The following is a 19,868-nucleotide window of genomic DNA, read 5'->3' on the forward strand; positions in this document are numbered from 1 at the left end:
TATGGGTGTTGAGGAACAGCTCCCGGCCGGCGTGCTGCTGACGACCATCGAGGGCCTGTCCGGGTACATGCGGAAGGCGTCGTTGTGGCCGGCAACCTTCGGGCTGGCCTGCTGCGCGATCGAGATGATGACCACCGGCGCGCCGCGGTACGACGCCGCCCGGTTCGGCATGGAGGTCTTCCGGGCGTCGCCCCGGCAGGCCGACCTGATGATCGTGGCCGGCCGGGTGAGCCAGAAGATGGCCCCGGTACTGCGCCAGATCTACGACCAGATGCCGAACCCGAAGTGGGTGCTCGCGATGGGTGTCTGCGCGTCGTCGGGCGGCATGTTCAACAACTACGCGATCGTGCAGGGCGTGGACCACGTGGTCCCGGTCGACATGTACCTGCCCGGCTGCCCGCCGCGGCCGGAGATGCTGCTGGACGCGTTCCTCAAGCTGCACGACCACATCCAGCACAGCAAGCTCGGCGCGCACAAGCGGGCGGAGCTGCAGGAGCGGGAGGCGGCCGCACTCGCGGCGTCGCCGACCATCGAGATGAAGGGTCTTCTCCGGTGAGCGACACGCAACCCGAGAACCTGCCGGCGACGTCGGCGGCCGGTGACGCTCAGACCCCGGCGGCCGAGGTGGTGGACCAGCGGCAGGGCATGTTCGGTGTCCGCGGCACCGGTGACACCTCCGGCTTCGGCGGCCTGCGCCGCCAGGTCGCGTTGCCCGGCGGTACGCCGAAGCCGTACGGCTCCTGGTTCGACGGCGCGACCGAGCGGCTCGAGGGCCTGGTCGGCGACGGTGCGATCGAGAAGGTCGTGGTCGACCGGAACGAGCTGACTCTGCACATCGCCCGCGAGCGGCTGGTCGAGGTGTGCAAGCACCTGCGCGACGACGAGGCGCTGCGGTTCGAATTCTGCTCCGGCGTCAGCGGGGTGCACTACCCGAACGAGACCGATCGCGAGCTGCACGCGGTCTACCACCTGCTGTCGCTCACGCACAACCGGCGGATCCGGCTAGAGGTGTCGGTCCCCGACGCCGACCCGCACATCCCCTCGATCGTCTCGGTCTACCCGGCCAACGACTGGCACGAGCGGGAGACCTGGGACTTCTTCGGCATCATCTTCGACGGTCACCCGGCGCTGACCCGGATCCAGATGCCGGACGACTGGCCGGGTCACCCGCAGCGCAAGGACTACCCGCTCGGCGGTATCGACGTCGAGTACAAGGGCGCCGTCATCCCACCGCCCGACACGCGGAGGTCGTACAACTGATGACCACAACTGACCCGTACGCGACCACTCGCGAAACCACCGAGGGCAAGGTCTTCACCGTCACCGGCCAGGACTGGGACTCGGTCGTGGCCGGCCTCGGCGAGGAGCCCGAAGAGCGGATCGTCGTCAACATGGGCCCGCAGCACCCGTCCACGCACGGCGTACTGCGGCTGATCCTCGAGATCGAGGGCGAGACGGTGACCGAGGCCCGCTGCGGCATCGGCTACCTGCACACCGGCATCGAGAAGAACATGGAGTTCCGCTCCTGGACGCAGGGCGTCACGTTCTGCACCCGGATGGACTACCTGTCGCCGTTCTACAACGAGACGGCGTACTGTCTCGCGGTCGAGCGGCTGCTCGGGATCGAGGACCAGGTCCCGGAGAAGGCCAACGTGATGCGGGTGCTCCTGATGGAGCTCAACCGGATCAGCAGCCACCTGGTCTGTATCGCCACCGGCGGTATGGAGATCGGCGCGCTGACGGTGATGACGATCGGCTTCCGCGAGCGGGAGATGACGCTCGACCTGTTCGAGCTGATCACCGGCCTGCGGATGAACCACGCGTTCGTCCGGCCGGGCGGTGTCGCGCAGGACCTGCCGCCGGGTGCGCTGGACAAGATCCGCGAGTACATCACCTGGATGAACAAGCACCTGCCCGAGTACGCCGAGCTGTGCAACGCCAACCCGATCTTCAAGGCCCGGCTGCAGAACGTCGGCCACCTGGATCTGGCCGGCTGCATGGCGCTCGGTATCTCCGGCCCGACGGTGCGGTCGACCGGCTACCCGCTGGACCTGCGCAAGACCCAGCCGTACTGCGGCTACGAGACGTACGACTTCGACGTACCGACCTGGGACTCGGCGGACTCGTACGGGCGGTTCCGGGTCCGGCTGCAGGAGATGCACGAGTCGCTGAAGATCGTCGAGCAGTGCGCCGACCGGCTGGCCAAGCTGGAGGGTGAGCCGGTGATGATCGCCGACAAGAAGATCGGCTGGCCGAGCCAGCTGGCCGTCGGCACCGACGGGATGGGCAACTCGCTCGACCACATCAAGCACATCATGGGCGAGTCGATGGAAGCGCTGATCCATCACTTCAAGCTGGTCACCGAGGGCTTCCGGGTGCCGGCCGGCCAGGCGTACGTGGCGATCGAGTCGCCGCGCGGCGAGCTGGGCTGTCACCTCGTCTCCGACGGCGGCACCAAGCCGTACCGGGCGCACTTCCGTGACCCGTCCTTCGCAAACCTGCAGGCGATGCCGATCATGTGCGAGGGCGGCCAGGTCGCCGACGTGATCGTCGCCGTCGCCAGCCTTGACCCGGTGATGGGTGGAGTGGACCGATAGATGGCCGAGAACCACGCGACAGCGACCGACGTGCCGGTGCCCTACAGCACCGGTGACTCGAAGATCACCGACACCACGATCGCGGAGATGCGCGAGATCGCGGCCCGCTACCCGGTCGCCCGGTCCGCACTGCTGCCGATGCTGCACCTGGTGCAGTCGGTCGAGGGCCGGGTCACCCCGGAGGGCATCGAGGCGTGCGCCGACGTGCTCGGGCTGACCGGTGCCGAGGTGTCGGCGGTGGCGACCTTCTACACGATGTACAAGCGCCGCCCGGTCGGCGCCTACCACGTCGGGGTCTGCACCAACACGCTGTGCGCCGTCATGGGCGGCGACCTGATCTTCGAGCGGCTGAAGGATCACCTCGACGTCGGCAACGACGAGACCACCGAGGACGGCAAGATCACCCTCGAGCACATCGAGTGCAACGCCGCCTGCGACTACGCGCCGGTGATGATGGTGAACTGGGAGTTCTTCGACGACATGACCCCGGAGTCGGCGACCCAGCTGGTCGACGACCTGCGTGAGGGCACCGAGGTGAAGTCGCCGCGCGGTGCGACGATCTGCACCTGGAAGGAAGCCGAGCGGGTGCTGGCCGGGTTCCCCGACGGGCGCGCCGACGAGGGACCGACCGGTGGCAAGGCGACGCTGGCCGGTCTGCGGCTGGCCCGGGAGCGCAACTGGACGGCCCCGGCCGGGCGACAGGGCTCCGCTCCGGCGCTGGACGGCGTACCGGGTCCGCGGCCGGAAGACCAGCCTGGCCGTGAGTCGCAGGCCGTCCACACCGACGACACCAGGAAGGAGGACTGACCATGTTGACCCCGGTGCTGTCCGACAACTGGGACCAGATCCGCTCCTGGCAGCTGGCGTCGTACCAGCGACAGGGCGGGTACGACGCACTCCGTACGGCGCTGCGGATGCAGCCGGCCGACGTGGTCACCGCCGTCAAGGACTCGGGGCTGCGCGGCCGTGGCGGCGCGGGCTTCCCGACCGGGATGAAGTGGTCGTTCATCCCGCAGGACAACCCGAAGCCGAAGTACCTGGTGGTGAACGCGGACGAGTCCGAGCCGGGCACCTGCAAGGACATCCCGCTGATGCTCGCCTCGCCGCACACGCTGGTCGAGGGCGTCGTCATCGCGTCGTACGCGATCCGCGCCTCGGTCGCGTTCATCTATGTCCGCGGTGAGGTGCTGCACGTGATCCGCCGGCTGCAGCAGGCGGTCGAGGAGGCCAAGGCCGCCGGTTTCATCGGCCAGAACATCCTCGGCAGCGGCTACGACCTGGACGTGGTCGTGCATGCCGGCGCCGGTGCGTACATCTGCGGCGAGGAGACGGCGCTGCTCGACTCGCTGGAAGGCCGTCGCGGTCAACCCCGGCTGCGTCCTCCCTTCCCGGCCGTGGCCGGTCTGTACGGCTGCCCCACTGTGATCAACAACGTCGAGTCGATCGCGTCCGTTCCCGCCATCATCAAGAACGGCGCCGACTGGTTCTCCTCGATGGGCACCGAGAAATCCAAGGGGATGACGCTGTACTCGCTGTCCGGGCACGTCGCCCGGCCGGGTCAGTACGAGGCGCCGCTGGGTATCACGCTGCGGCAGCTGCTCGACCTGGCCGGCGGCGTCCGCGAAGGACACGAGCTGAAGTTCTGGACGCCGGGTGGTTCGTCGACGCCGCTGCTGACTGCCGACCACCTCGACGTACCGCTGGACTACGAGGGTGTCGGTTCGGTCGGCTCGATGCTGGGCACGAAGGCGCTGCAGATCTTCGACGAGACCACCTGTGTGGTTCGCGCCGTACTGCGCTGGACCGAGTTCTACAAGCACGAGTCCTGTGGCAAGTGCACGCCGTGCCGTGAGGGCACGTGGTGGCTGGTGCAGATCCTGGAGCGGCTGGAGCACGGCAAGGGCACCGAGGAGGACCTCGACACCCTGCTGGACCTGTGCGAGAACATCCTCGGCCGGTCCTTCTGCGCGCTCGGTGACGGTGCGACCAGCCCGATCACCAGCTCGATCCAGTACTTCAAGGACGAGTACCTGGCGCACTTCGAGAACGGCGGCTGCCCGTTCGACCCGATGGCAAGCACTGTCTTCGCTACCGCTGGAGCAAGCGCATGACGATCCAAGCGAACCCGCCGGCCGGTGCCGAGGTGGAACGCACCGATCTGGTGACGGTCACCATCGACGACATCGAGGTGAAGGTTCCGAAGAACAGCCTGGCGATCCGGGCGGCCGAGCAGATCGGCATCCAGATCCCGCGGTTCTGCGACCACCCGCTGCTCGACCCGGTCGGCGCCTGCCGCCAGTGCCTGGTCGAGGTCGTTGACGCGGGCAACGGTCGCGGCATGCCGAAGCCGCAGGCGTCCTGCACGCTGACGGTTGCCGACGGCATGGTGATCCGCACCCAGGTGACGTCCCCCGTCGCGGACAAGGCGCAGCACGGGAACATGGAGTTCCTGCTGATCAACCACCCGCTGGACTGCCCGGTCTGCGACAAGGGCGGCGAGTGCCCGCTGCAGAACCAGGCGATGACCAACGGCCGCGGCGAGACCCGGTTCACCGAGATCAAGCGGACCTACCCGAAGCCGATCAACATCTCGGCCGAGGTGCTGCTGGACCGCGAGCGCTGCGTGCTCTGCGCCCGCTGCACCCGGTTCTCCGAGCAGATCGCCGGCGACCCGTTCATCGCGCTGGTCGAGCGGGGTGCGCTGCAGCAGGTCGGCATCTACGAGAAGGAGCCGTTCGAGAGCTACTTCTCCGGCAACACCATCCAGATCTGCCCGGTGGGTGCGCTGACGAGTGCGGCGTACCGGTTCCGGTCCCGGCCGTTCGACCTGGTATCGGTTCCGTCGGTGGCGGAGCACGACTCCTCCGGTGCGGCGATCCGGGTCGACTACCGGCGCGGCAAGGTGATGCGCCGGCTGGCCGGTGACGACGCCGAGGTCAACGAGGAGTGGATCTCCGACAAGGACCGGTTCGCGTTCAACTACGCGTCCACCGGTGACCGGCTGACCCACCCGCTGATCCGTGAGGACGGCGAGCTGCGGCCGGCGTCCTGGCCGGAGGCGCTGACTTTCGCCGCGGAGAAGCTGACCGCGGCCCGCGGCAACGCGGCGGTGTTGACCGGCGGGCGGCTGACGCTCGAGGACTCCTACGCCTACTCGAAGTTCGCGCGGGTCGCCCTCGGCACCAACGACATCGATTTCCGGGCCCGCCCGCACTCCGGCGAGGAGGCCGACTTCCTCGCCGCCGCGGTGGCCGGGACCGGCCTGAGTACGACGTTCTCCGACCTGGAGAAGGCCGGATCGGTGCTGCTCGTCGGGTTCGAGCCCGAGGAGGAGGCGCCGTCGGTGTTCCTGCGCCTGCGCAAGGGCGTCCGCGCGCACGGGACCAAGGTGTTCACGGTCGCGGCGTACGCGTCCCGCGGCATCGAGAAGCTGGACGGTGTCGTCGTGCACGCCTCGCCGGGCACCGAGGCCGCCGTACTGAGTGATCTCGGGAACGCCGGTGAGGCCGGGGCCGCGGCGCTGGGTTCGCTGGGGTCCGACTCGATCATCGTCCTGGGTGAGCGGCTGGCAGCTGTGCCGGGTGGCTACTCGACCGCGCTGCGGCTCGCCCTCGACACGGGTGCTCAGCTGGCGTGGATCCCGCGTCGTGCGGGTGACCGCGGTGCGCTCGAAGCCGGCTGCCTGCCGGGGCTGCTGCCCGGTGGCCGACTGGTGACGGACCCGCAGGCCCGGGTCGACATGCAGGCCGCGTGGGGTGTGGAGAACCTGCCGGCCTCGGTCGGCAAGGACCTCACCGAGATCATCGCGAGTGCGGGATCCCTGCAGGCGCTGGTGGTCGCGGGTGTCGAGATCGACGACCTGCCGGACCCGGCGGCGGCCCTGGCCGCGCTCGAGGCAGCGCCGTTCGTGGTCAGCTTCGAGGTTCGCAACTCGCAGGTGACCGAGCATGCCGACGTCGTCTTCCCGGTGGTTCCGCCGGCGGAGAAGGACGGCACCTTCGTCAACTGGGAGGGTCGCGAGCGGCCGTTCCCCGTCGTACTGAAGGTTCCGGCCGCGATGCCCGATGTCCGGGCGCTGGCCGCGCTGGCGCAGGAGATGGGCCTGCCCCTCGGGTTCAGCACTCCGGCCGGCGCGAAGAAGGAGTACGACGAGCTCGGCCGCTGGGACGGCGAGCGGGCGCAGGAGCCGACGTACAAGGCCGGCCCGGCGCTCGGCGCGTTCGACTCGACCCGGCTCGCGACCTGGCGGATGCTGATCGACGACAGCCGCGCGAACGACGGTGAGCCGCACCTGAGCGCCACCGCGCGGAAGCCGGTCGCCCGGATCTCGCTCACCACCGCGCACCGGGTCGGTGTCGCCGATGGCGACGAGCTGGTGATCAGCACCGACGCGGGCTCGATCCGGCTGCCGGTCGTGATCACCCCGATGACCGACAACGTGGTGTGGCTGCCGACCAACTCGGCCGACTCGCACGTACGCCGGTCGCTGCACGCAGACCATGGCTCGATCGTGACGATCGCCGGAGGGAACGCATGAACATCCCGCTCGCGACACCGGATGCCGGCTTCGGGCACGACCCGTGGTGGGTCATCGGCCTGAAGGTGCTGCTGGTCTTCGTCTTCCTGGTCGTGCTGACACTGTTCAACATCTGGTGGGAGCGCCGGGTGGTGGCCCGGATGCAGCACCGGATCGGCCCGAACGTGCACGGACCGCAGGGTCTGCTGCAGTCGCTGGCCGACGGTATGAAGCTGATGTTCAAGGAAGACCTGATGCCGAAGGGCGTCGACAAGGTCGTCTTCATCGCCGCGCCGGTGATCGTGTCGATCCCGGCCTTCCTGACCTTCGCGGTGATCCCGTTCGGGCCGACGGTGAAGATCCCGTTCACCGACACCTACACCCGGCTGCAGATCACCGACATCCCAGTCTCGGTGCTGTACGTGATGGCGGTCGCCTCGATCGGCATCTACGGCATCGTGCTCGGCGGCTGGTCGTCCAACTCGACGTACTCGCTGCTCGGTGGCCTGCGGTCCAGCGCGCAGATGATCTCCTACGAGGTCGCGATGGGCCTGGCGCTGGTGACGGTGTTCCTGTTCGCCGGCTCGCTCTCCACCTCGGAGATCGTCGCGGCGCAGGGTTCGCACCAGTCGATCAGCCTGTTCGGCGCGGACATCCCGATCCCGGGCTGGTACGCGTTCCTGCTGTTCCCGTCGTTCGTGATCTACGTGATCTCGATGATCGGCGAGACGAACCGGGCGCCGTTCGACCTGCCGGAGGCCGAAGGCGAGCTGGTGGCCGGCTTCCTGACCGAGTACTCGTCGATGAAGTACGCGATGTTCTTCCTGGCCGAGTACATCAACATGGCGACCGTGTCGGCGCTGGCCACCACGCTGTTCCTCGGCGGGTACCGGGCGCCGTGGCCGATCTCGCTGTGGGACGGCGCGAACTCCGGCTACTGGCCGGTGCTGTGGTTCGTCGGCAAGCTGATGTGCTTCATCTTCTTCTACATCTGGCTGCGCGGAACGCTGCCGCGACTGCGCTACGACCAGTTCATGAAGCTGGGCTGGAAGATCCTGATCCCGGTCTCGCTGGGCTGGATCCTGCTGGTCGCCACCGTCCGCGCGGTCGGCCGGGAGACCACTTTCAGCCGTACGACGTTGCTGGTGGCCGCGGGGGTGGTCCTGCTGATCGCGATCGTGACCATGTTCATCCCGCAGAAGCCCAAGCCAGAGAAGACGACCGAGGAGGACCGGGCGAAGGACTTCGACGCCTTCGCCGGCGGCTTCCCGGTGCCACCACCGCTCGTTCACACGCCGAGCCGAAGCGAGACTGACACCCGTAGCAAGGAAGGCAGCCGTGGCTAGTGTCAAAGAGTCCCTCTGGGACCCGGTAGCCGGGTTCGGGGTCACCTTCCGGACGATGTTCCGCAAGGTGTTCACCGAGCAGTACCCGTTCGAGAAGAAGCCGACCGCGCCACGCTTCCACGGCAGGCACCAGCTGAACCGCTGGCCGGACGGTCTGGAGAAGTGCATCGGCTGCGAGCTCTGCGCGTGGGCCTGCCCGGCGGACGCGATCTATGTCGAAGGCGCCGACAACACAGAGGGCGGCCGCATGTCGCCCGGTGAGCGCTACGGCCGCGTCTACCAGATCAACTACCTGCGCTGCATCCTCTGCGGTCTGTGCATCGAGGCCTGCCCGACCCGGGCGCTCACGATGACGAACGAGTACGAGCTGGCCGACACCACCCGCGAGTCCCTCATCTACGAGAAGAAGGACCTGCTGGCGCCGCTGCTGCCGGGCATGCAGGAGCCGCCGCACGAGATGCAGCTCGGCACCACCGAGAAGGACTACTACCTCGGGCTCACCGGCGCGGCCGCCGTACCCGCCGAGGGTGGTGACGGCAAATGATCGGCCTGGTGACCGGATCGCAGGTCGCGTTCTGGATGCTGGCGCCGATCATGGTGCTGGCCGCGATCGCGATGGTGCTGGTCCGCAAGGCGGTGCACTCGGCGCTGCTGCTGGCGACGGTGATGGTCTGCCTGGCCGTCCAGTACGCCGCTCAGGACGCGCCGTTCCTGTTCGCCGTTCAGATCATCGTCTACACCGGCGCGATCCTGATGCTGTTCCTGTTCGTGCTGATGCTGGTCGGTGTGGACGCGTCCGACTCCCTGGTGGAGACGATTCGCGGTCAGCGGCTGCTTGCCGGCGTGGGCTTCCTCGGGATCGCGATCCTGCTGATCTCGGCCATCGGCAACGCGGTGTACGGCGACCCGGTCGGCCTGGGTGACGCCCAGCCGGACGGGAACCCGAAGGGGATCGCGCAGCTGCTGTTCGGCAAGTACGTGTTCGCCTTCGAGGTGACCTCGGCGCTGCTGATCACCGCGGCACTCGGCGCAATGATGCTGGCGCACCGCGAGCGGCTGACCAAGAAGAAGACGCAGCGCGAGTTCGCCGAGGAGCGCATCCGCAAGTACGCCGAGTCCGGCGTCCACCCGGGTCCGCTGCCGACTCCCGGCGTACTGGCCCGGCACAACGCGGTCGACACGCCCGCGCTGCTGCCGGACGGTTCGATCGCACCGACCTCGGTTTCGCGGGTGCTGCAGGCTCGTGGCACCGTGTTCCCCGAAGCCGAGGAGCGCGCGGAGCTCGAGACGGTTCGCGAGATCAGCGAAGGCGACCCCGGCGACAAGGTCCCGTCCGAGCCTGAGAGCACGGATCTCTCCGGGTATGGCGAAGGAGACAAGCTGTGACAACCGAGCCGTACATCGTGCTCGCGGCGATTCTCTTCAGCATCGGTGCATTGGGTGTGCTGGTGCGGCGTAACGCCATCGTCGTCTTCATGTGTGTCGAGCTGATGCTGAACGCGACCAACCTCGCGTTCGTCAGCTTCGCCCGTCAGCACGGCAACCTCGACGGCCAGATCGCCGCCTTCTTCGTGATGGTGGTGGCCGCGGCCGAGGTGGTCATCGGGCTGGCGATCATCATGGCCATCTTCCGCACCCGTCGCTCGGCCTCGGTCGACGACGCCAACCTGCTCAAGTACTGAGGTATCACCGATGAGTCATGAGCTGACGTGGCTGCTGGTGGCAGTCCCGGCCGTGTCCGCGGCGATCCTGCTGCTCGGTGGCAAGGCCACCAACGCGTGGGGTCACCTGCTCGGCACGCTGGCGCCGCTGATCTCCTTCGCGTTCGGCGTCGTCCTGTTCGTCCAGATGATGGGCAAAGCGACGGAGGAGCGATCCGAGACGGTCCGGCTGTTCGAGTGGTTCTCGGTCGGCAGTATCAAGGTGGACTTCACCCTGCTGATCGACCCGCTGTCGATCCTGTTCGTGCTGCTGATCACCGGTGTGGGTTCGCTGATCCACATCTACTCGATCGGCTACATGGCACACGATCCGCGCCGCCGCCGGTTCTTCGGCTACCTGAACCTGTTCATCGCGGCGATGCTCTTGCTGGTACTCGCGGCCGACTACCTGCTGGTGTTCGTCGGCTGGGAGGGTGTCGGCCTGGCGTCGTACCTGCTGATCGGGTTCTGGCAGCACAAGGACTCGGCCGCGGTCGCCGCGAAGAAGGCGTTCGTGGTGAACCGGGTCGGTGACATCGGACTGTCCCTTGCGGTGATGAGCATGTGGGCACTGTTCGGCACGTCCGCCTTCGCAGGAGTGAACGCCGGCGCCGAGCACGTCTCGTCCACCTGGGCCACGCTGCTCGGCCTGATGCTGCTGCTGGCCGCCTGCGGTAAGTCCGCGCAGGTGCCGCTGCAGTCCTGGCTGCTGGACGCGATGGAGGGCCCGACCCCGGTGTCGGCGCTGATCCACGCGGCGACCATGGTCACCGCGGGCGTCTACCTGGTGACCCGCTCGCACGCGATCTACGAGCAGACCGACGCGGCCTCGACCGCGGTGGTGATCGTCGGTACGGTGACCGCGCTGGCCGGTGCCATCATCGGTTGCGCCAAGGACGACATCAAGAAGGCGCTGGCCGGTTCGACCATGAGCCAGATCGGCTACATGATGCTCGCCGCCGGCCTCGGCCCGGCCGGGTACGTGTTCGCGATCTTCCACCTGCTCACCCACGGCTTCTTCAAGGCGAACATGTTCCTCGGCGCCGGCTCGGTGATGCACGGCGTGAACGACGACGTGAACATGCGCCACTACGGCGCCCTGCGGACGCCGATGAAGATCACCTTCGTCACCTTCGCGTTCGGCTACCTGGCCATCCTCGGCATCCCGCCGTTCGCCGGCTTCTTCAGCAAGGACAAGATCATCGAGGCCGCGTTCGCGGACAACACGGTGATCGGGTTGTGCGCCCTGCTCGGCGCCGGCATCACCGCGTTCTACATGACCCGGGTGATGCTGATGACGTTCTTCGGCAAGAAGCGCTGGGCCGACGACGTGCACCCGCACGAGTCGCCCGCGGTGATGACGTGGCCGCTGATCATCCTGGCCGCTCTCTCGCTGGCCGGCGGCGCGCTGTACTTCGCCGGGCACTGGATCGTGAACTGGCTGGAGCCGGTGGTCGGCGTAGAGGAGCACCACCCGCCGGTCAGCGCGGCGGTGATGACGCTGATCACCCTCGCGGTGGTTGCCGTCGGCATCGTGATCTCCGTGCTGATGTACCGCCGGGACATCCCGCGCGAGGCGCCGGTCAAGGTCTCGCCGGCCACCACCTTCGCCCGTCGTGACCTGTACGGCGACGCGCTGAACGAGGCGGTCCTGATGCGCCCGGGCCAGTACCTCACCCGAACGCTGGTCTGGCTGGACAACCGTGGTGTGGACGGCCTGGTGAACGGGCTGGCCGCACTGTTCGGCGGGCTGTCCGGCCGGCTCCGCCGGTTCCAGACGGGCTTCGTTCGCTCCTACGCACTCAGCATGGTCTTCGGCGCCGCATTCGTGGTCGTCGCCCTCCTCGCGGTGAGGTTGTCGTGAACATCGGTTGGCTGACCCTGTTACTGCTCCTGCCGTTCGTCGGGGCCATCGCGACGATGCTGGTGCCCAAGGCGAAGGCGCTGCTGTCCAAGCAGGTCGCGCTCGGGTTCTCGCTCGTCACTCTGGTGCTCGCCGCGGTCATCGCGATCGGGTACCAGCAGAACGGCGCCGCGGATTACGCCGAGTCGCACACCTGGATCGAAGCCTTCGGTGCGCACTACGCGCTCGGCCTGGACGGCGTCGGCGTCGTACTGGTGGTGCTGACCGCGCTGCTCACGCCGATCGTGATCGTCGCCTCCTGGAACGACGCGCAGAACGGCCGCTGGTCGGAGAAGTCCTTCTTCGCCTGGATCCTCGGCCTCGAGGCGCTGTCGATCGGCGTGTTCGCCGCCACCGACGTGTTCCTGTTCTACGTCCTGTTCGAGGCCACGCTGATCCCGATGTACTTCCTGATCGGTGGCTTCGGCGGTGCGCAGCGCTCGTACGCCGCGGTGAAGTTCCTGCTCTACTCGCTGCTCGGCGGTCTGCTGATGCTGGCCTCGGTGGTCGGGCTGTACGTCCTGTCCGCCCGCGCCGGCGACCCGTCGTACCTGCTGAGTGACCTGGTCAAGCTGGACATCAGCCAGAACACCGAGCGGTGGCTGTTCCTCGGCTTCTTCTTCGCCTTCGCGGTGAAGGCGCCGATGGTGCCGTTCCACACCTGGCTGCCGGACGCCGCCGCTGAGGCGACGCCGGGCACCTCGGTGCTGCTGGTCGGCATCCTGGACAAGATCGGCACCTTCGGGATGATCCGGTTCTGCCTGGGCCTGTTCCCGAACGCGTCCGAGTGGGCCACGCCGGTCGTCTTGGTGCTGGCCCTGATCTCGGTCCTGTACGGCGCTCTGGTCGCGATCGGCCAGACCGACATCAAGCGGCTGATCGCGTACACCTCGATCTCGCACTTCGGCTTCATCGTGATGGGCATCTTCGCGCTGACGTCGCAGGGCCTGACCGGGTCGACGCTGTACATGTTCAACCACGGCCTCTCCACTGCCGCGCTGTTCCTGGTCGCCGGGTACCTGATCTCCCGGCGCGGGTCCGCGCGGATCGCCGACTACGGCGGTGTCGAGAAGGTGGCGCCAGTGCTTGCCGGTACGTTCCTGTTCGCCGGCCTGTCCAGCCTGGCGCTGCCCGGCCTGTCGCCGTTCATCTCCGAGTTCATGGTGCTGGCCGGCACCTTCAGCCGGCACAAGGTGCTCGCGGTGATCGCGGTGGTCGGTATCGTGCTGGCCGCGCTCTACATCCTGATCATGTACCAACGCCTGATGACCGGGCCGGTCCGGGACGGGATCGACAAGCTGAAGGACCTGAACGTGCGTGAGGTGGCCGCGATCGCGCCGCTCGCCGTTCTGATCATCGGCCTGGGGATCTTCCCGAAGCCGGTGGTGGACATCATCAAGCCCGCGGTGGAGTCGACGATGCAGCGCGTGGGTGTCACTGACAAGGCTCCGGAGATCCCCGTGACGGAGGGACAGAAGTGATCGCGCAGATTCTGCCGCTGGCGGACTTCACCGCGCCGAAGATCGAGTACGGCGAACTCGCCCCGCTGCTCGTCGTGTTCGGCGCGGCCTGTGTCGGTGTGGTCGCCGAGGCGTTCCTGCCGCGGCCGCTGCGGCACATGGTGCAGCTGGCGATCACGGCGGTGTCCGTCATCGTGGCCGGCGTACTGACCGCGATGCTGATGAGCGAGAAGAAGGAGCTGATCGCCGCGCAGGGCGCGATCTCGGTCGACGGCCCGGCGCTGTTCACCTGGATCATCCTGCTGGCGCTGACGCTGATCAGCGTGCTGCTGTTCGCCGAGCGCTCGGTCGACGGCGGGCTGTCCGCCTTTGCCGGCCAGGCGGCCGCCGTACCGGGGTCCGAGGCCGAGCGAGAGGGCACCGCGGCCAAGGTCGAGCACACCGAGGTGTTCCCGCTGACGCTGTTCGCGGTCGGCGGCATGATGCTGTTCGCGTCGGCCAACGACCTGCTGGTGCTGTTCGTCGCGCTCGAGGTGTTCTCGCTGCCGCTGTACCTGCTCTGCGGTCTGGCCCGGCGCCGGCGGCTGATCTCGCAGGAAGCCGCGATGAAGTACTTCCTGCTCGGTGCGTTCGCGTCGGCGTTCCTGCTCTTCGGCATCGCGCTGCTCTACGGGTACGCCGGGACGATGTCGCTCGGCGGCATCTCCGACGTACTCGCGTCGGACACCGGCGGCGAGGCGCTGCTGCTGGCCGGAACCGGTCTGCTGGGGGTCGGCCTGCTGTTCAAGGTCGGCGCCGTACCGTTCCACTCCTGGACGCCGGACGTGTACCAGGGTGCGCCGACGCCGGTCACCGGGTTCATGGCGGCCTGCACCAAGATCGCCGCGTTCATCGGGCTCATGCGGGTCTTCTACGTCGCACTCGGCGGGTCCCGCTGGGACTGGGCGCCGATGATGTGGATCGTCGCCATCCTGACCATGGTGGTCGGCTCGATCGTCGCGATCACCCAGACCGACGTGAAGCGGATGCTCGCCTACTCGTCGATCGCGCACGCGGGTTTCCTGCTGACCGCGTTCGTCGGGGTCGCGCAGGCCGCGAACGGCGTACACAACGGGATCACCTCGACCCAGGCGGTGCTGTTCTACCTGGTCTCGTACGGCTTCCCGACCATCGGCGCCTTCGCGGTCGTCACGCTCGTCCGCGACGCGGGCGGCGAGGCGACGCACCTGTCCCGGTGGGCCGGACTGGGCAAGAAGTCGCCGCTGCTGGCCGGCATCTTCGCCTTCTTCCTGCTCTCCTTCGCCGGGATCCCGCTGACCGCGGGCTTCACCGGCAAGTGGGCGGTCTTCAGCGCGGCCTGGACCGGTGGCGCGTGGCCTCTGGTCGTGGTCGCTGTGCTGTCCAGCCTGGTCGCCGCGTTCTTCTACATCCGGGTGATCGTGCTGATGTTCTTCTCCGACCTGCCGGCGGACTCGCCGGACGTGGCGCTGCCCGGCTGGCAGACCACGAGCGCGGTCGCACTTGGTCTCGCCGCCACGGTGGTTCTCGGTCTGGTTCCCGGGCCGGTGCTCGACCTGGCGGCCCGAGCGGGTGAGTTCATCCGTTGAGTCCGACCCCGCTGCCGGCCGAGAGCCTGGGATTCGCGTTCGCCGACGAGGCGCTCGAATCCCGGGTTCGTGCTGGGCTGGAATCCGTCGAGGTCGCGTTGCGCGACGCGACCCAGTCGGAGGCGCCGTTCGTGACGGCGGCCGCGCAGCACGTGATGGTTGCCGGCGGCAAGCGGTTCCGGCCGCTGCTGGTGCTGCTGGCGGCCGAGTTCGGTACGTCGCCGGCCGACTCGGACGTGATCAAGGCGGCCGTCGTGGTCGAGCTGACGCACGTCGCGACGTTGCACCACGACGACGTGATGGACGAGGCCGCGCTCCGGCGCGGCTCGGCCACCGCGAACGCGGCCTGGGACAACTCGGTGGCCATCCTGTCCGGCGACTGGCTGTTCGCCCGGGCGTCGGACCTGGTCGCCGACCTCGGTCCGGAGGCGGTGCGCATTCAGGCCCGTACCTTCGGCCGGCTGGTCGAGGGCCAGATCCGCGAGACGCTTGGTGTTGCCGATGGCCAGGATCCGCTGGCGCACTACCTGTCCGTGGTCGCGGACAAGACCGGCTCGCTGATCGCCACCTCCGCTTTTTTCGGTGCCCGGTACGCCGGTGCATCTGAAGAGATCCAGGAGTCGCTGCGAGCCTTTGGCGAGGAGATCGGCGTCGCGTTCCAGTTGGCCGACGACATCCTCGACATCGCCTCGGAGTCCGGCCAGTCCGGCAAGACTCCCGGCACCGACCTCCGCGAAGGTGTCCCCACCCTGCCGGTGCTGATCTTCCGCGCCCAGGCCGATCCGTCCAATCCAACGGATGCCCGGTTGCTCGAGCTGCTCGACTCCGATCTGTCCGACGACGCTCGCTTGGCCGAAACCCTCGAGCTGCTCCGCGCACACCCCGCCTTCCGCCAGGCCGAGGACGACGTACGCCGTCGGGCCACCGACGCCCGCAAACTCCTCTCCGCCCTCCCCGAAGGCTCAGCCCGCGACGCCCTCGACTCCCTCTGCGACCTGGTAGCCACCCGCTCAGTCTGAAAGCTTTTGAAAGACCTGCGTGATGCGCTGTCGGCGTGAGCGCTGCAGAGTCGGTGGGAAAGCAGCGGCCTTGGATCGTACGGCGGTGGCCGTCAGTCGCGGGTGCGGAGATGGCCGCGTTTGTTGCGGTGGGGATCGCCGGCGGTGCTGAGGCCGGGTCGATCGTGACCGCATCCGCCTTTGTCTACCTCGGGTCAGCCGCGCTGCAACGTCGTACGGCAGCGTGGCCGGTCTTCGCCGTCAGCTTCGTCGCGGTCGGCCTCGGCTCGAACGTGGACGGCATCAACGCAACCTGGGTGATGCTCGCCATCGCCCTGGCCCTCGTCGTGTACGGCGTAATCCGCGGCGCCGCCCGCCCTGGGGCCGCCCGCCCTCTGCAGACGGCCGCCATGGTGGCGCTGGCTTCGGTTGCCCTCATCGCAGCCGACGTCAGCAAAACCTTGGCCGGCTTGCTCGTAGCCGCCGACTCCTCGTCCACGCCGGCTGGGACATCTACGACCACCGCACCGAGCGCGTCGTCGTACTCTCAATGGCCGAGTTCTGCGTCGTACTCGACACCCTCCTCGCCGCAGCCGGTCTCTACGTCACGTTCACCTGACACCTACTGCTCAAGGACGAAGCGTCGTGAGTGACCCCTTGTACTCACTGGGGAAACCCGTCAAGGTGTTCGCCAACGGGCTGCCGGGTGGTGCCCGGGTTGTTTCTGTGGGGGGAACATGGCAAGGACTACCGCGCGCGGGGGTGCGCGCAGGCTCGAACATCCGATGCTGGTGGGGATCGTCGCCGCGATCATCAGCGCGTTGATCGGTGCGGGGGCGACCGTCTGGGCAGCCAAGCAGGGCAAGCTCGAGGCGATAGTCCCCATCCCTACGGTGACGGTGGTCGCGACGGTGCCCGGTCCGACGGTGACCACGACGGTCACGCAGTCGCCGTCGACCACTGAGGTGGGGACGACGACCTCTCCGGTCGACGGTGCGGGGGACAGTTTGGCCGAGCAGTCTCCGATCGATGGCACCTTCACCAAAGGCAGCTTCGCGATCCATGGACGGCGGTTCGGCGACGGGCTCTATCGATGGCTCGGCAGCTGCTCGCAGAAGGCGTCGGCGACCTGGGACCTGTCCCGTCGGTACACACAGTTCAGTGCTGTGATCGGCCTGATCGATCGTGGGCAGGACGCCACTCTGAAGGTGAAGTTCACGGCATACGTCACCGACGGCACGAGCCGAACCGCGACCGAACCCGTTGTCCTCGGCAAGTACCAGGCCCGTGAGCTGAAGGTCCCGCTCAACCATGCCGATGCGATAGAACTCGAAGCGGTCGTCGTCGCGGGCAAGAACTGCACCCAAGCCGGCGCCGCCGCCTGGGGAGATCCTCGACTCTACGCGAGCTGAAGACCGGAGTTGCTCTTGGTCGGAGGCGTGCTCTTTGTGACCTTTCGGTGACTTAGCAGGTGGTTGTGGTACCGGGCGCGGCTAGGGTCTGGTGGGTGAGTGAGCGCACCTTGGCCGAGGGCCGGTATGTGTTGAGTGAGCCGCCCATCGGCGTTGGTGGGATGGGGACGGTCTGGAAGGCGTTCGACAACGCCCTGCATCGCGAGGTCGCGGTGAAGGAGTTGCGGATTCCGGAGGGACTGAGCCCGGAGGAGCGCGACAAGCTGCAGGAGCGGGCGCGGCGGGAGGCGCGTGCCGCCGCCGGGCTCGACCACCCGGGCATCGTCACGATCCACGACGTACTGGATGAGGACGGCGCGCCGTGGATCGTGATGCGTCTGCTCCCTGGCCGGTCGCTTGATCAGGCGATCCGCACCAACGGGCCGTTGAGCCCGCGCCGCGCGGCCGAGCTCGGCGCGCGTCTAGTCGACGCGCTTGCGGCCGCCCATGCCAAAGGTGTGCTGCATCGGGATGTGAAGCCGCAGAACGTGATGCAGGGCTCCGACGGCAACTGGATGCTGACCGACTTCGGCATCGCCTCGGTCGCCGGCGCCACCCGCACCCTGACCGGCACCGGCATCGTGACCGGCACCCTCGGCTACATCGCACCGGAGCGGCTTTCCAGTGGCGATCACGGACCGCCGGCAGATCTGTGGGCGCTCGGTGCGACTCTGTACTACGCCGTCGAGGGACAGCACGCGTACGACCACGACGACCTGCCCGCGATGATCGCGGCCGTCCTGACCCGCGATCCTGCACCACCGAAGCATGCCGGTCCGCTCGCGCCGGTCATCGCCGGCTTGATGGAACGAGACCCTGCGCAGCGCCTGGATGCAGAGACGGCCAAGCCTCAATTGGTTGCCATTGCCGACGGTTATCCGACCTTCGAGAATCCGACCGTCCAGCTCGCCGACGCGGACAAGCCGACCGAGAAGTTCGGCGGATCGACCAAGGTGCTGCACGACGGAAGCACCCTGGTCGACCGGGGCTCCGAGCCGGGATCTCCGGTCCCGAGCCAGCCGGTCGTGCGTGCGCTCACCTGGCAAGTAGCGGCGCTGAACAGTGCGGCCGGGGCGCTGGTAGCTCTCATCGGCTACGGCCTCACCGACGGGATGCCGGTGGGACTCTTCGCCGGACTGATGGTGGCGTTCGCGCTCGGCGGCGGGCTCGGTGCCTTGCTGGCCCCTCGCCTTGCACAGTGGATCGGCGTCCCCGCGGCGCTGACCGGGAGTGCGTTGCTGATGGGCGAGTCGCTCGGCGCGATCGGCCTCCTGGCGGGGACGAGTTCGCCGGTCGCTGTCATTCTCGCCGGGGTCGCGCTGGTGATGTTCGCGGCCTGGCTCCGGTTGTCCCGTTCCCTGCGGCAGCGCGTCGTACCGGCGGCGAGGCTCGACCGGGCGACCACCGCCTATCGGGCTTCGGGTTTTGCCGGACTCCTGCTCGGCGGTGCTGTTGCGGGCGTGTACTTCTGGCTCAGAGCGACGGATGCGGTCGGCGGCAACTACGTCATCATGACCCTCGCCGGCGCCGGGATCGTCGTGGTTGTGGCCGCGCTGCTGGGCATACCTGCCGTACGTGCCGCGTCGATCTCCGGCAGGCCGAAGCGGTGGGCGCCGGCCACCACTGCAGCGGTCGCACTCGTCCTCCCGGTCGTCGTCGGCGTCCAGGCCACCGTGCACTACGTCGACAGCCTGGACGACTTCACATCCGCGCCGGATATCTGCTCGGTGGACGCGCTGTCGCAGGACAGCGTCGCGAAGTTCATCACCGACCCGCCGGCGGTGGACGCGTACTCCAACGCCGACCACGCCAGATGCCACTGGACGCTGATTGGTGACGACGGCGACAACAGCGCCGAGCTCAGGATCATCGTCAACACGTACGCCAACTCGCGCGCGGCCGGACATCTTCAGTACGGGCGGGACATGGCGGAACGGGATGGGAAGACCATCGTCCCCCTGCAACTCGGCGACGAAGCAATCCGACGCTCGTACGATGGCATGATCACCTCTAAGGACAACACTCTCGGCATCGCCGTCGAGGTCCGGATCGACAACCTCGTACTGGAGGTGGACTTCGAGCGGGGCGAAGCTCTTGGTGGCGAACCCGATGCGGACCAAGTTGAGGCGCTGGCCGCCGAGCTGGTGCGTGAAATCGAGAGCCAGAAGCCGCGCCGCTAGTCCACGCTCGCTGAGCTACCGCGGGGAGGCCGACCACCCACCGTTCACCCGACTGACCAACGTCCCTGGACATCACAGCTAGCCGGCTCATGCCGTACGCGGTGCAGTAC

At 68.0% G+C, this 19,868-nt stretch carries 17 protein-coding genes; all 17 read left to right on the plus strand.

What is annotated here, in order from left to right:
• The first annotated feature begins 1 nt into the window (after nucleotide 1).
• Nucleotides 2-556, plus strand: a complete 555-nt coding sequence (locus EV646_RS11010; protein ID WP_132147069.1) for a NuoB/complex I 20 kDa subunit family protein — start codon at nucleotides 2-4, stop codon at nucleotides 554-556.
• A complete protein-coding gene (locus EV646_RS11015) occupies nucleotides 553-1,260 on the plus strand; it encodes an NADH-quinone oxidoreductase subunit C (protein ID WP_199236924.1) in 708 nt (235 codons plus the stop codon). Before EV646_RS11010 ends, EV646_RS11015 begins: the two co-directional genes overlap by 4 nt.
• Nucleotides 1,260-2,597 carry an NADH-quinone oxidoreductase subunit D gene (locus EV646_RS11020; RefSeq protein WP_132147072.1) on the plus strand — a complete coding sequence of 446 codons (1,338 nt, stop codon included), beginning with the start codon at nucleotides 1,260-1,262 and terminating at the stop codon, nucleotides 2,595-2,597. The genes EV646_RS11015 and EV646_RS11020 overlap by 1 nt, the downstream gene beginning before the upstream one ends.
• Complete coding sequence (gene nuoE, locus EV646_RS11025; RefSeq protein WP_132147075.1) at nucleotides 2,598-3,404, plus strand: NADH-quinone oxidoreductase subunit NuoE; 807 nt, start codon at nucleotides 2,598-2,600, stop codon at nucleotides 3,402-3,404. It begins immediately after the preceding gene.
• A gap of 2 nt (nucleotides 3,405-3,406) precedes the next feature.
• Nucleotides 3,407-4,708 (plus strand): NADH-quinone oxidoreductase subunit NuoF, encoded by a 1,302-nt coding sequence (gene nuoF, locus EV646_RS11030; protein WP_132147077.1) that lies wholly within the window; start codon nucleotides 3,407-3,409, stop codon nucleotides 4,706-4,708.
• A complete protein-coding gene (locus EV646_RS11035) occupies nucleotides 4,705-7,134 on the plus strand; it encodes an NADH-quinone oxidoreductase subunit G (protein WP_132147079.1) in 2,430 nt (809 codons plus the stop codon). The genes nuoF and EV646_RS11035 overlap by 4 nt, the downstream gene beginning before the upstream one ends.
• Nucleotides 7,131-8,459 (plus strand): NADH-quinone oxidoreductase subunit NuoH, encoded by a 1,329-nt coding sequence (nuoH, locus tag EV646_RS11040; protein WP_132147082.1) that lies wholly within the window; start codon nucleotides 7,131-7,133, stop codon nucleotides 8,457-8,459. The genes EV646_RS11035 and nuoH overlap by 4 nt, the downstream gene beginning before the upstream one ends.
• Nucleotides 8,452-9,003: an NADH-quinone oxidoreductase subunit NuoI gene (nuoI, locus tag EV646_RS11045; protein WP_241995749.1), complete on the plus strand. Its 552-nt coding sequence runs from the start codon at nucleotides 8,452-8,454 to the stop codon at nucleotides 9,001-9,003. Before nuoH ends, nuoI begins: the two co-directional genes overlap by 8 nt.
• Nucleotides 9,000-9,845: an NADH-quinone oxidoreductase subunit J gene (locus tag EV646_RS11050; RefSeq protein ID WP_132147088.1), complete on the plus strand. Its 846-nt coding sequence runs from the start codon at nucleotides 9,000-9,002 to the stop codon at nucleotides 9,843-9,845. Before nuoI ends, EV646_RS11050 begins: the two co-directional genes overlap by 4 nt.
• Complete coding sequence (gene nuoK / locus EV646_RS11055; RefSeq protein ID WP_130384807.1) at nucleotides 9,842-10,141, plus strand: NADH-quinone oxidoreductase subunit NuoK; 300 nt, start codon at nucleotides 9,842-9,844, stop codon at nucleotides 10,139-10,141. Before EV646_RS11050 ends, nuoK begins: the two co-directional genes overlap by 4 nt.
• A 10-nt stretch (nucleotides 10,142-10,151) precedes the next feature.
• Nucleotides 10,152-12,023, plus strand: coding sequence for an NADH-quinone oxidoreductase subunit L (gene nuoL / locus EV646_RS11060; protein ID WP_132147091.1), 1,872 nt, complete (start codon nucleotides 10,152-10,154; stop codon nucleotides 12,021-12,023).
• Complete coding sequence (locus EV646_RS11065; RefSeq protein WP_132147094.1) at nucleotides 12,020-13,543, plus strand: NADH-quinone oxidoreductase subunit M; 1,524 nt, start codon at nucleotides 12,020-12,022, stop codon at nucleotides 13,541-13,543. The genes nuoL and EV646_RS11065 overlap by 4 nt, the downstream gene beginning before the upstream one ends.
• Nucleotides 13,540-15,129, plus strand: coding sequence for an NADH-quinone oxidoreductase subunit NuoN (gene nuoN, locus EV646_RS11070; protein ID WP_132147097.1), 1,590 nt, complete (start codon nucleotides 13,540-13,542; stop codon nucleotides 15,127-15,129). Before EV646_RS11065 ends, nuoN begins: the two co-directional genes overlap by 4 nt.
• Nucleotides 15,126-16,148, plus strand: coding sequence for a polyprenyl synthetase family protein (locus EV646_RS11075; RefSeq protein ID WP_199236925.1), 1,023 nt, complete (start codon nucleotides 15,126-15,128; stop codon nucleotides 16,146-16,148). Before nuoN ends, EV646_RS11075 begins: the two co-directional genes overlap by 4 nt.
• 110 nt (nucleotides 16,149-16,258) lie before the next feature.
• The gene (locus EV646_RS11080) at nucleotides 16,259-16,780 is read left to right on the plus strand and encodes a hypothetical protein (protein WP_132147099.1); all 522 of its coding nucleotides are present in this window, start codon (nucleotides 16,259-16,261) and stop codon (nucleotides 16,778-16,780) included.
• A 132-nt stretch (nucleotides 16,781-16,912) separates the two neighbouring features.
• Nucleotides 16,913-17,539: an NPCBM/NEW2 domain-containing protein gene (locus tag EV646_RS11085; protein ID WP_206752039.1), complete on the plus strand. Its 627-nt coding sequence runs from the start codon at nucleotides 16,913-16,915 to the stop codon at nucleotides 17,537-17,539.
• Between the two features lie 95 nt (nucleotides 17,540-17,634).
• Nucleotides 17,635-19,758 carry a bifunctional serine/threonine protein kinase/MFS transporter gene (locus EV646_RS11090; protein ID WP_132147105.1) on the plus strand — a complete coding sequence of 708 codons (2,124 nt, stop codon included), beginning with the start codon at nucleotides 17,635-17,637 and terminating at the stop codon, nucleotides 19,756-19,758.
• The last annotated feature ends 110 nt before the right edge of the window (nucleotides 19,759-19,868 follow it).

Origin of the sequence: Kribbella antiqua, from assembly GCF_004345665.1 — a bacterium.
Taxonomy (GTDB): domain Bacteria; phylum Actinomycetota; class Actinomycetes; order Propionibacteriales; family Kribbellaceae; genus Kribbella; species Kribbella antiqua.